Origin of the sequence: Alcanivorax borkumensis SK2 (assembly GCF_000009365.1) — a bacterium.
GTDB lineage: Bacteria > Pseudomonadota > Gammaproteobacteria > Pseudomonadales > Alcanivoracaceae > Alcanivorax > Alcanivorax borkumensis.
Map to the genome: position 1 here is coordinate 2,549,685 of NC_008260.1, position 12,495 is coordinate 2,562,179.

General features: G+C 54.6%; 10 protein-coding genes. 2 read left to right on the forward strand and 8 right to left on the reverse strand.

From position 1 onward, the window contains the following. Positions 1-20 precede the first annotated feature (20 nt). Genes aroK through ABO_RS11485 form a run of 6 tightly spaced genes read right to left on the reverse strand, consistent with a single transcriptional unit; the run spans position 21 to position 5,595 of the window. On the reverse strand, positions 21-557 hold the full coding sequence (gene aroK / locus ABO_RS11460; protein WP_035459500.1) for a shikimate kinase AroK: 537 nt from the start codon (positions 555-557) through the stop codon (positions 21-23). Continuing rightward, positions 554-2,725, reverse strand: a complete 2,172-nt coding sequence (pilQ, locus tag ABO_RS11465; RefSeq protein ID WP_011589509.1) for a type IV pilus secretin PilQ — start codon at positions 2,723-2,725, stop codon at positions 554-556. The genes aroK and pilQ overlap by 4 nt, the downstream gene beginning before the upstream one ends. A 20-nt stretch (positions 2,726-2,745) precedes the next feature. Then, the gene (locus tag ABO_RS11470) at positions 2,746-3,273 is read right to left on the reverse strand and encodes a pilus assembly protein PilP (protein WP_011589510.1); all 528 of its coding nucleotides are present in this window, start codon (positions 3,271-3,273) and stop codon (positions 2,746-2,748) included. A 14-nt stretch (positions 3,274-3,287) separates the two neighbouring features. After that, the gene (locus ABO_RS11475; RefSeq protein WP_011589511.1) at positions 3,288-3,965 is read right to left on the reverse strand and encodes a type 4a pilus biogenesis protein PilO; all 678 of its coding nucleotides are present in this window, start codon (positions 3,963-3,965) and stop codon (positions 3,288-3,290) included. Next, positions 3,965-4,531, reverse strand: a complete 567-nt coding sequence (locus ABO_RS11480) for a PilN domain-containing protein (protein ID WP_011589512.1) — start codon at positions 4,529-4,531, stop codon at positions 3,965-3,967. The genes ABO_RS11475 and ABO_RS11480 overlap by 1 nt, the downstream gene beginning before the upstream one ends. After that, positions 4,531-5,595, reverse strand: coding sequence for a pilus assembly protein PilM (locus ABO_RS11485; RefSeq protein ID WP_011589513.1), 1,065 nt, complete (start codon positions 5,593-5,595; stop codon positions 4,531-4,533). Before ABO_RS11485 ends, ABO_RS11480 begins: the two co-directional genes overlap by 1 nt. A gap of 199 nt (positions 5,596-5,794) precedes the next feature. Here ABO_RS11485 and ABO_RS11490 point away from each other — a divergent pair, with 199 nt between their 5' ends. Beyond that, a complete protein-coding gene (locus tag ABO_RS11490) occupies positions 5,795-8,359 on the forward strand; it encodes a penicillin-binding protein 1A (RefSeq protein WP_011589514.1) in 2,565 nt (854 codons plus the stop codon). A 110-nt stretch (positions 8,360-8,469) separates the two neighbouring features. Here ABO_RS11490 and ABO_RS11495 read toward each other — a convergent pair whose 3' ends face one another. Continuing rightward, complete coding sequence (locus tag ABO_RS11495; protein WP_011589515.1) at positions 8,470-9,744, reverse strand: malic enzyme-like NAD(P)-binding protein; 1,275 nt, start codon at positions 9,742-9,744, stop codon at positions 8,470-8,472. Between the two features lie 108 nt (positions 9,745-9,852). Next, complete coding sequence (gene rpmE / locus ABO_RS11500; RefSeq protein WP_011589516.1) at positions 9,853-10,071, reverse strand: 50S ribosomal protein L31; 219 nt, start codon at positions 10,069-10,071, stop codon at positions 9,853-9,855. Between the two features lie 137 nt (positions 10,072-10,208). On the opposite strand from rpmE, the gene ABO_RS11505 reads away from it, so the two are divergent. Then, a complete protein-coding gene (locus ABO_RS11505) occupies positions 10,209-12,383 on the forward strand; it encodes a primosomal protein N' (RefSeq protein ID WP_011589517.1) in 2,175 nt (724 codons plus the stop codon). Positions 12,384-12,495 lie beyond the last annotated feature (112 nt).

A 12,495-nucleotide genomic window follows, 5' to 3' on the forward strand; every position in this document is an offset into this window, starting at 1 on the left:
CAGCCCGACAGTTGCCTGCATTATCCTTGTGGCTGAGAGTCCAAACAAGCGAGCACGTCATCCGCGACTTTTTTCAGGTTTCCTGATGCCGTCGAGACCACATGATGAGCCACCTGCCGATAGAGCGGATCACGCTCGGCGAACAAGGCATCCAGCCGCGCCTTGGGATCTGCCGTTTGCAGCAGTGGGCGCCCTTTGTCATTGCGAGTCCGGGCCAGCTGAACCTCTACCGGTGTCCACAGGTAGACGACACAGCCGCGCTCATGAAGAAAGGCTCGATTCTCCGGGGTAACCACCACCCCGCCGCCGGTAGCCAGCACGATGCCAGGCTCCCGGGTTAGCTCGTCAATCACATCTTGTTCCCGCCGCCGAAACCCCTCCTCACCTTCCATATCGAAGATCCAGGGAATATCCGCGCCAGTTTTCTCCTCGATTACACGATCAGAGTCGAAAAACGGGCGGTCCAACACCTGAGCAAGATGCCTGCCCAAGGTGCTTTTCCCCGCACCCATAGGCCCGACAAGAATTAAAGGAACAATAGAATTAGTTTTGATCACCGATTAGCCAAAGCATCCTTCATCAACCGTGGCGTAATAAAGATCAGCAATTCTTGCTTGTTATCACGATTGACAGTCTTCCTAAACAGGGCACCAATCCATGGCAAGTCACCCAGAAAAGGTGTCTTAGTCACAGAATTGATCTTCTCTTGCTGGAAGATACCACCAAGCACCACTGTCTCGCCATCGTTAACCAGCACAGACGTTTCCACCCGATTGGTATTAATCGCTGCAGAACCGTCTGAACTAAAGGAGTCATTGTTCACTTTCAGCATCATGATGATATTGCCATCTGGGGTGATATGCGGAGTCACTTCCAGTCGCAGCTCTGCTTCCACAAAATCGATGGAGGTCGCACCAGAGGAGGTCGCTATTTCGAAAGGCACTTGCTGACCGGAAGCGATCACTGCGGGCTGCTGATCCGCGGTCAAAACCTTCGGTGTTGCCACCAATTCACCGTGCCCTTCCGCTTCCAATGCGGACAACTCGAGCTCAATCAAACCAGAGGCAAGAGAGGTAAAGCCTACTGCAAACCGGGATGCACTGGCAGAATCCACGCCTAGATCAACAATGAGATCATCATCGTTTTCAGCCTCTTGAAACTGAAAATCATCCGGCCCAAATTCCACATCGCCAGGGTGCCCGCCAACAGTGTCGGGATAAGCGATAGTTGCATCAATATTAGTCTGATGGAGGTTCCTTAGAGATTGCAAACGACCCGAAACACCGAAGGTACGACCATCCTCAAGCATACTCTCCGTATCAAAACCCAGCCCCCCCCAACGCACACCAAACTCGTCGGTCACATCATTGGTCGCCACCACGACCCGAGCCTCGATGAGCACTTGCTGAACAGGAATATCAAGCTGATCGATTAGCTCACGTATTTCCTGCAATTTGGCCTGGGTATCCTGAACAATGAGTGTATTCGTACGCTGATCTACAACCACAGAGCCACGCCCGGAGACTAGCGCTTCGCCCTTACCGCCAGCGTTGGAGATCAGCTCTTTCAACTCCGACGCATTAGCATAATTGATATTGATATATTCGGTTCGCAGAGGAGCCAGTGCCTCAATTTTTTTCTGGCTTTCCAGCTCTAACTGCTCACGGGCTGCAATTTCATCCGCTGGCGCAACCAGCAGAACATTGCCCACCTGACGTTTATCCAACCCCTTGGTTTTCAGAATCAATTCCAGCGCCTGATCCCATGGCACATTCTGCAAACGCAGCGTAATTCGACCGTCTACTGTGTCAGAGGCAACCAGGTTAAGCCCCGTGAAATCCGCAATTAATTGAAGAACGGAGCGCACCTCAATATCCTGGAAATTCAAGGAAAGTTTTTCCCCCGTATACTGGAACGCATTTTTCTTCTTTCTTGCCACTTCTGCTTTACTAACCGGCTTAATGTTAATACTGAACTCGGTGTCCGCCTGGTATGCCATATATTCCCATACCCCGGTCGGCTCAATAACAACCATGGTGCTGCCATCTGCAGACTGCGTTTCCACCATTTTGACTGGCGTTGCAAAATCGGTCACATCCAGTTTACGCACCAGCTCGTTAGGCACTCCTGCACCCACAAATCGAGCCACGATTTTGCCGCTCTCTTCTTTCACATCTACAGGAATGGATGGTTCAGACAATTTGATAATGACGCGTCCTTCGCCACTTTCTCCACGCCGAAAATCGACCCCCGTTACAGCGGCCTCGCCATTGTAATCATTTCCCTGTGAAGCCTGTTTCTGCTTATCAACTTGATCATTACCCAACAGAACAATCAGATCATCACCCTCGGTACGGGTTGAATAGCCAGTCAGCGATTCCAAATTAAAAATCAGCCGCGTCCTGTCTTTTGCTTCAACAATGGTGACACTACGAGCGTTACCAGAACCAAGGTTTTGCCGCTTTCCCGCAATATCCGAATCCGCACCGACAAGGTCCAATGCAATACGAGCAGGCTGTTCGATACTGTATCCCTTCACTTCCGGCACACCACCTTCAAACTTCAGGCGAACTTCCATGCCATCACCGGATAAAGCATTAGCTTCGATGTATTTCAGTGTATCTGCGCCCGCAACCATAGAGAGGGCAGACAACACTCCTACAGAAACCAGCCCCGCCAGACGCCGGGAAGCGCTATTTTTTATTGTCGATCTTGCACATTTCATAACTGGATCCCCAGCGGCTGTTATTCGGAAATCGAGACGTTACTGGCGCGTTCCACCCAGCCATCCCGACCATCCGGTACGATTTCAATCAGACTCACTTTGGTTTCGTTAACCTGCTTGACCAAACCAAAGTTTTTCCCCATATAACTGCCTGGTTTAACACGTGTCACCGCCCCTGAAGGATCGGCAACCAAAGCCTGAAGCGGCTGACCTGGCTTGGTAATGGTGCCCACCATTTTCAGCGCATCCAGCGAGAAACGCTCCAGATATTCTTTCGGGCGGCCCATATCCGGCTCCACCTTGCGGCCATCAGGCACCACCAGCAATTCCTGGTCCTGTGGCGGACTGAATGGAGATCGCAGTTTGTGAGCAGCATAAGCATAGGAAGCAATAGGCTTGAACTCAGGCGGAGGCTCAACCCGCCCTCGCGGCCTTGCCTTTATTTCCTGAAGACGAGCATCTAGCTCTGAAAGATTAGCGCTGGAACCACAACCGGCAAGCCCGAACAAGGCAACGCAAGCAACAGAAAGAAAGATTATTTTTTTCATTATCTCACGCCCCCTTATTTCTTCTTGCTAGAAGAATTAGCGTTGCCCGTCGCATCATCCTTACTAGAGTAACGATAGGTCTTCGCCGTAATGTCCATTCTCAACAGCCCCAGGGGAGCCTGTTTTTGATTACCTTTCGCAGGCCGCGCAACCGTAAAATCATGCAACGTCACAATACGTGGTAATGACGCCACCCCGGAAACAAAAGAACCAAAACCATGGTAATCACCAATGACTTGAATATTGATAGGGAGCTCAGCATAAAACTCCTTCTCCATTTCATCTCTCAGTTCGATATTTTCGAACTCCAAGCCACTGCCCAGCCCAGTATGCGTAATATCCTCAAGCAGACCAGGAACCTCCGTATCTTTGGGCAATTGTTTAAGGAGGGCACCAAAAGTTTGCTCCATTTCTACCAGCTGCTTACGAAACTGATCGAGATTGTGGGCTTGAAACGCTTTCTTCTCATATGCCTGTAAAAGCGTAGCCTCTTCTTTTTTCTGCTGATCAAGCACCTGATTGGCCTCACTAATCGACAGGAAATAGCCTAGGGCCACAACAAGAATCAGCACCAGAACCGCAGCGCCAACCTTAATTGGCGTGGGCCACCCCCCCACATTCTCGAAATCCAGACTATTGAGCTCATCCATCAGCTCACGCAAGTCCATATTCTTCAGCTCAGAGGCTTTCATTATTTTTCTCCCTCTTTATCGCTGTTCAGAGATGCCTGCTTGACTGTCAACAAGAAACTGTTGGCCTGTGAGCCATCTTCAAGCGCCGTCACATTTTGTAAATTGGCACTCTGGAACCAGGATGACTCATCAAGATTACGCATCAGGCGAGAAATTCGATTATTACTTTCAGCCACCCCATTAATGGTGTACAAGTCGCCCACCCGTTTAATTTCGTTATAGAAAACACCATCGGGGAGGGTCTTCACCAACTCATCAAACACATACACGATAGTTGGACGATTACCCTGCAGGCTCTGAATAACCTCCATCCTCGCCACCAGCTCATCGCGACGAGACTTTAGCTCCTTAATCTCTATGATTTTTTCATCTAGCTCTGCTGAACGCGTCTGGATATGACTATTGCGGGCCCGCTGATCAGCAATCTGCTGATCCACATACCCCCGCCAAACCCAAAAAATAGCCCCTCCCACAATCGCCGCGAGCACCAACATCATGACGAATTCCTGCTGGCGCTGTTTGCGGCGCTCTTCGCGCCATGGCAACAGGTTAATTGTTGTTGTCATTAGTCAAAGCTCCTCAATGCCAGGCCACAGGCAATCATCAATGCCGGGGCATCATTGGCAATGGCAGAGGCATTCACCTTGTTCGCCAGCGCCATGTCACTGAAAGGGTTAGCCACTGAACAACCCGCGCCCACCTTTTCCTGAATCAGATCGCCCAAGTCTGCGATAGAGGAAGAGCCCCCTGCCAGCAAGATGTAATCCACTTCATTGAATTGCGTGGAGCCATAGAAAAACTGCAATGAACTATTCACCTGCTGGACAATGGCATCTTTGAACGGCTGCAGCACTTCGCCTTCGTAATCATCGGGCAGCTCGCCGGTTTTCTTGGCCAACCCCGCCTCTTCCATAGAAATACCGTAACGACGCTGAATTTCTTCAGTGAGCTGCTTGCCCCCGAAAAGCTGCTCGCGGGTATAAACGCTACGCCCTTGATGAAATACGTTTAGCGTGGTCATGGTGGCGCCGATATCGAATACCGCCACGGTTTCTAGCTCCTCCGCATTCGGCAAACCGGGCAGAAGCAACTGAAAAGCCCGCTCAATAGCGTACGCTTCCACATCCACCGCTCGCGGTTGTAGGCCACCGATTTCCAACGCATCGGTGCGCATCTCCACGTTCTCTGTGCGTGAGGCGGCAACCAACACCTCCACGCGCTCATCGTTATTCTCAACCGGCCCCACAACCTGAAAGTCCATACGGACCTCATCCATGGGATACGGGATGTACTGATCTGCCTCAGACTTGAGCTGCATTTCCAATGCATCCTCGTCCAGCTCGGCATCCATTTCGATGAGCTTAGTAATCACAGCGGAACCGGACACTGCCACCGCCGCCGCTTTTACCCCGGGACGCGTACGGCTTACCAAGCGGGCAATAGCATCACCCACTCCTTCCACGTCGCTGATATTTTTCTCGACAACCGCATTGGCCGGCAGGGGCTCAACCCCATAGCTCTCGACCTTGTAGCGACTCCCTGATTTGGACAGTTCCAACAGCTTGACCGCCGTGGAGCTGATGTCGATCCCCAGTAGTGTCTGGGCCTTTTTTCTGAGGAAAGGCAGCACTGTCGTCGTCCCGTCTGGTTATCATTGAAGTATTTTTTCTTGCTAGATATATACTTACACGTTTTTTATGTCGAACTACATTAGGAGTTAGTAATAGCAGAACAGATATTAGATCACAACAAGCATTCCACCATATAATGACCCACTTCACGGGCCGGCTAGGCCTTTCTACCGATCCCAGCCAGTAGTTGCCGAAAACATGCGTTTACCCTCCTGGATCCGATACCTGCTGTTACTCCTTATTGCCGGCGCCGGTGGCGGCCTCGCGGCACTTGCCGCCTGCTACCTTTATTTGGCCCCACAATTGCCCCCGGCAAACCAGATTCGCGAGGTGGAGTACCAGATCCCTCTGCGCATCTACAGCCGCGACATGAAGCTGATTGCAGAATACGGCGAAAAGCGTCGCCAGCCAGTGACTTTCGACGAACTGCCGCAACCACTAATCCAAGCGGTACTCGCTGCGGAAGACGAACGCTTTTTCCAGCACAATGGGGTCGATTTGAAAGGTCTGTTACGGGCCTTCGTTGAGCTTGCTCGTTACCGAGAGATTCGTTCTGGCGGCTCCACCATCACCATGCAGGTCGCCCGGAACTTCTTTCTAGACCGTGAACAGCGTTTTTTGCGCAAGTTCAACGAAATCGTACTGGCCATTCAGATCGAAAGGGTTCTCAGCAAAGAAGAGATTCTTGAGCTTTACCTAAACAAGATCTATCTAGGCCACCGCGCCTATGGTGCCCAAGCGGCCTCACAGGTGTACTACGGCAAGTCCGTGGGCGAACTCAGCCTGCCCCAGTGGGCCATGATTGCCGGCTTGCCGAAAGCCCCTTCCGCCTACAACCCCATTACGAACCCTCAGCGCGCCCGGGTACGACGCAACTGGATTCTTCATCGCATGCAGGAAACCGGCGTCATTACCGCTGAGCAGAAAGAGCAAGCGCAGGCTGCGCCAGTCAGCGCCCGCTTCCACGCAGCGTCACCGGAAGTAGACGCCAGCTACCTAGGGGAAATGGCTCGCTTGCAGGCCATGAAGCTGGTAGATGCCAACATTTACACCGACGGCATTCGCATCATCACCACCGTGGACAGCAAGCGCCAGCAAGCTGCCGTTAACGCCCTGCGCAAAGGTTTACACAGCTATGACGAACGACATGGCTACCGTGGTCCGCTAGCACAACTGGATGTGAGTGACGCACCCACCCTCCCCTCCCCATCCAATGCAGATAACGAAGCCCCTCCGCAGGACAGCACCGACACAACGGAGGTGATCGAGGAAGCTGAACTAGAAAAAACCATCACCGGCCTCAATCCTGATGTGGCCAACTGGGCTGAACGCATCAAGGACCAACGACGCATAGGCCCCCTGCAACCGGCCATCGTTACCGCCGTAGGCAAAAAAGACGCAGAGATTCTGTTCCGTGACGGCAAACGCAGCCCACTTGCCTGGGATGACATCCGTTGGGCTCGCCCACAATTAAACAATAAATATGTAGGCAAGGAGCCAACCCAGGCCAGCGACGTCCTCAGCAAGGGAGACGTCATCTACGTTCGTCCAGCCGGCAATGACGAGGATCGGCATTGGCGGCTCGCGCAGCTACCAAGAGCTCAATCCGCACTGGTCTCCCTTGATCCGACCAGCGGCGCCATTGTTGCTCTGCAAGGTGGCTACAGCTTCTCCACCTCCAATTTCAACCGTGCCGTACAAGGCGAGCGCCAAGCCGGCTCCGTATTTAAGCCCTTCATCTATACCTCAGCCATGGAAAGCGGCTTCACCCCAGCCACCATCATCAACGACGCCCCCGTGGTCTTTGACGACAACAAGCTGGAAACTGCTTGGCGACCCACCGGCGCCAGCGGTAAATTCTTTGGCCCCATCCGCATGCGCGAAGCCCTTTATCGCTCCCTAAACCTAGTTTCTATCCGCATCCTTCGGCAAATCGGGATTAGCCAGGCCATGGGCACACTGAAACGTTTTGGCCTACCGACAGACACCTTCCAGCGAGATCTTTCGCTGGCACTGGGCAGCGCCAGCGTCACCCCCATGGATATTGCCGCTGCCTACAGCATCTTTGCCAATGGCGGCTACCGCGTTACCCCATGGAGCATCCTGCAAATAGAAAAGGACAACGGAGAGGTGCTTTGGAAAGCGCCGGAAATCACCTTCTGCGAGCACCACTGTCAGGCACCGACAACCGGCAACCCGCCAGCTGAGAACAACTCAACCCGTCACACCGATGACAGCAACAGCTTTGAAAACGCTCTAGAGCCACTGCAACCCCCCCCGGTCATGGCTCCCCGGGTTGTTGATGCTCGTATTGCCTGGCTAATGAACTCCATACTCCAAGATGTTGTGCGTCGCGGCACTGGTCACCAGGCTAACCGTCTGGGTCGCCGGGATCTGGCAGGCAAAACCGGCACGACCAATGATCAGTTCGACGCCTGGTTTTCCGGCTACTCGCCGGATCTGGTTGCCACCGTCTGGGTTGGATTTGATAACCCTGCCACACTAGGCTGGGGCGAATATGGCGGCAAGGCAGCGCTACCCATCTGGATGGACTACATGGGCCCAGCCCTGAAAGGAGTGCCCGAGCACCAACTGAAACAACCCTCCGGCATCGCTACCGTACGCATCGATCCAGATAGTGGCCTGCTAGCTCGGCCGGAGAATCCGGACTCCATTCGCGAGTACTTCATTGACAGTCAGGTTCCCAAACTGGAACCCGCTCGCGGCCCGAATGGACACAGTGCGCCGGAACAGATCTTTTGATGCACGCAGCGTACAACTCTGCTCTGCTGTGCTGTGCTGTGCTGAAACAGAAATGAGCAGCCATAAAAAAACCGCCGAAAGGCGGTTTTTTTATGGCTGGCACTGCTCCCTTAAAGTTCTGGGAAAATCTCGTCCAGCGAGTTTAGCGGGTAGTGTGATGGGTATCCCTTACGGGCCACACCACAATCCACCGCTGCCTGGGCCACAGCAGCAGAAACCTTGCCCAACAAACGCGGATCATTCGGCTTGGGAATGATATATTCCGGCCCGAAGGTCAACGGCTCACCACCGTAGGCATCCAGCACTTCCTGCGGGGGCGCCGTTCGCACCAGCCCGGCAATAGCATGCACTGCGGCGATCTTCATTTCTTCAGTGATGGACGTGGAGCGCACATCCAAAGCCCCACGAAACATGTACGGGAAACACAGCACATTGTTTACTTGGTTCGGGAAATCCGAACGACCCGTCGCCACAATCGCATCCGGACGTGCCGCCTTGGCCACTTCCGGACGAATTTCCGGATCCGGGTTAGCCAACGCGAAGATGATCGGCTTGGGAGCCATCTTCTTGACCATTTCTGGGGTCAACATATCCGGCCCGGAAACGCCGATGAACACATCCGCGTCTTCCACAGCATCGTTCAATGTGCGCTTATCCGTATCGTTGGCCAGCGCAGCCTTGTACTGGTTCAGATCATCACGGCGGCTATGAATCACCCCCTTACGATCCAACACCAGAATATTTTCCTTGCGCGCGCCCATCTCGATCAACAACCGCACAGATGCGATACCCGCCGCACCAGCCCCGACACACACTACCTTGATGTCTTCGATACGCTTGTTTTGAATTTCCAGCGCATTAATCAAACCTGCCCCCACCACAATAGCGGTGCCGTGCTGGTCATCATGGAATACGGGAACTTCGCACTGTTCTTTGAGAATACGCTCAATCTCGAAACACTCCGGCGCACGGATATCTTCCAGATTGATGCCACCGAAGGTGCGATGAATACGCATTACCGTATCAATAAAAGCCTGGGAATCCTCAGAGTCCACTTCGATATCGAACACATCGATACCCGCAAACAACTTGAACAGAATGCCCTTACCTTCCATCACCGGCTTGGAGGCTAGCGCGCCCAGATTGCCAAGACCAAGAATCGCCGTGCCATCACTAATTACGGCTACCAGGTTGCCCTTGGAAGTAAAACGGTAGGCCAGCTCCGGCTCCCGCGCGATTTCTCGCACCGGTTCAGCTACACCTGGGCTATAGGCCAGGCTCAGATCTCGACTGGTCGCCGCCGGCTTGGTTACCTCGACGCTAATTTTCCCCGGCCGCGGTTTGGCGTGGTATTCCAGGGCCGCCGTTTTTAAATCCTCGGACATGCTGGTCTCCGCTTCCCTTTTTTGGGATATACACTGTGTACGCAAGTACTTAACGTAAAAAGCACCCAGTTGGGTGCTTTTTACAATAGGCGCTGTAACGACGCGCTATTAGTCCTTCTTGCTGCGCATCATGCCAAAACGTTGCTTGAACTTGTCGATCTGGCCACCGCTATCAGCCTGCTTCTGCTTGCCAGTATAGAAAGGATGGCAGGCAGAACAAACGTCCAATGCCATATCACCGCCTTTAGTAGAACGGGTTTCAATGACATTGCCACAGCTACACGTATACGTGGCTGTCTGGTAATCGGGATGAATCTCTGCTTTCATTGCTAAGCTCCATTTTGTGTCGCTACCGGCCTCTGCGACAGGCACCACACGGCTTGCGCCTGGGAAAAAGAAGGCGAATCATAACAGCTTGTCCCCATTGCGCAAGCGCAAAGCCGCCGCGAGCTCCAGGAAATTCCGTGTCATCCAAGAATACCCTGCAAATTGCCCTGCCCGTTCCCCTACCCGGGTGTTTTGACTATGCGCTGCACGGCACAGTGATACCGCCCCGAGGGAGCCGAGTCAAAGTTCCCTTTGGGCGCCGCACCCTCATCGGCCTTGTCCACGGCCATGCTCCCAGCGATTATCCAAAGCTGAAAGCTGTAGAGGCGGTGATCGACGAAGAGCCCGTTCTGCCCGATGAGCTTTACCAGCTCTGTGAGCGGGCGGCCCGCTACTACCACCACCCTCTTGGGGAGGTGCTGAATTACGCACTCCCCACCTTGTTACGCCAAGGCGGCGACGCCCAAGCCAGCCTGGAGAAACGCTGGCAGATTAGCGAACGGGGCCAGCATGTTAGCGATGACCAAGTTAGCCGCGCCCCGCGCCAGCGAGACGCTTTGCGCATTTTGCGTGAGCATCCCCAAGGCCTGAGCAGCGCCATGCTAGCGGCACTGGACGTAAGCGCATCCGCCCTGAACAGCCTGCGCGAAAAGAGCTGGGCAAACCAAATTCACGTGGATACCCGCCCTGAGGTCCCACGAGAAACCCTGGCCCAGGCCCCGCTGGCCGCCAACGCCGAGCAGCGTGGGGCAATCCAGGCAATCCAGAAAGCCAAGGGGTTCGCCCCCTTCCTGCTGGACGGCATCACCGGCAGCGGCAAAACCGAAGTCTACCTGCAAGCCATGGCGCCGCTGCTGGCCGCCGGCAAACAGGTAATGGTGCTGGTTCCGGAAATCGGCCTGACCCCACAAACGGTACAGCGCTTCAAGCAGCGCTTTGCCGTGCCTGTTGTCACGCTGCATTCTGGGCTCAGCGACCGAGAACGGCTGGACAACTGGCTCGCCGCCCGTGAGGGTCACGCGCGCATTATCATCGGCACTCGCTCAGCCATCTTCACGCCCATGCTGAACCCCGCTTTGATCATTGTGGACGAAGCCCACGACAGCTCCCTCAAACAGCAAGATGGCTTCCGCTACCACGCGCGGGATCTGGCCACCTGGCGCGCCCAGCAGTTGGAAATCCCGGTCATTCTGGGCAGCGCCACACCGGCACTGGAAACCCTGCATCTAACTAGGCAAGGCCGTTTCCAGTGGCTGAAACTGTCCCAACGCGCCACCGCCCAGAGCCGCCCCCCCATCGAAATTGTTGATGCCCGCCTAGCCCCCCCCGGCAACCCACTACTGCCCCTCTCTTTGCAAGCGCTTAAACAATGCGTAGAGGCAGGTAATCAGGGGCTGGTGTTTATCAACCGCCGCGGCTATGCCCCCATGATTCTCTGCCACGACTGTGGCTGGCAAGCAGAGTGCAAGCGTTGCGATAGCTTCCTCACCTGGCATCGCAATGACCAGGCCCTGCGCTGCCATCATTGCGGCTATCAACAGCCGGTGCCTAGCCGCTGCCCGGATTGCGGCTCCAGCGCCATTCAGGAAGCCGGTAGTGGCACCGAAAAGCTCACCGAGCTGCTTGAACAGTCCCTACCGGTACCGGTGATTCGCATCGACCGGGATGCCACTCGCCGCAAGGGCGCCTTAGATGCGCATCTGGCACAAATCCAAAAAGGCGAGCCCGCCGTCATGGTCGGCACTCAGATGCTGGCCAAGGGCCACCATTTCCCCAAACTGACCTTGGTGGTGATCCTCGATATGGATTCTGGCTTTCTCAGCGCCGACTTCCGCGGCCCTGAACAGGCCGCACAGTTGCTACTACAGGTGGCCGGCCGCAGCGGCCGCGAAGGCAAAGGCCGGGTGATTCTGCAGAGCCGCCACCCGGATCATCACTTACTGCAACTAGCGGCCAGCGGCGACTACCCACAACTGGCCACCACCCTGCTAGAAGAGCGACAGATGGCCGGACTGCCCCCCCACGGGCACTTGGCTCTGTTCCGCTGCGAAGCCATGACCATGGGCACCGCCATGAACTTTCTGCAACAGCTAAGCACTACTGCGGTTCCGCAGGATGTTCACGTCCTTGGCCCGATTCCCGCCCCCATGGAAAAACGTGCGGGCCGTTTCCGCACCCAGCTACTGCTGCAATGCAGCCAACGGGCGCCGTTACATCAAGCCCTTAACGTGCTATTGGAACAGGCCCGCAAACTCCCTGAGGGGCGTCAATGCCGCTGGCACGTGGATGTGGATCCGATTGATATGTTATAGCGACGCCGGAGACGGACGCCAGACAGAGCAGTGTCGGCCATCAGACATCCTGCGCATGCGTAAGCATGGCTTTTCCCGTACAATCGCCGGCCAGTTAAACGGCCCAGAGCCC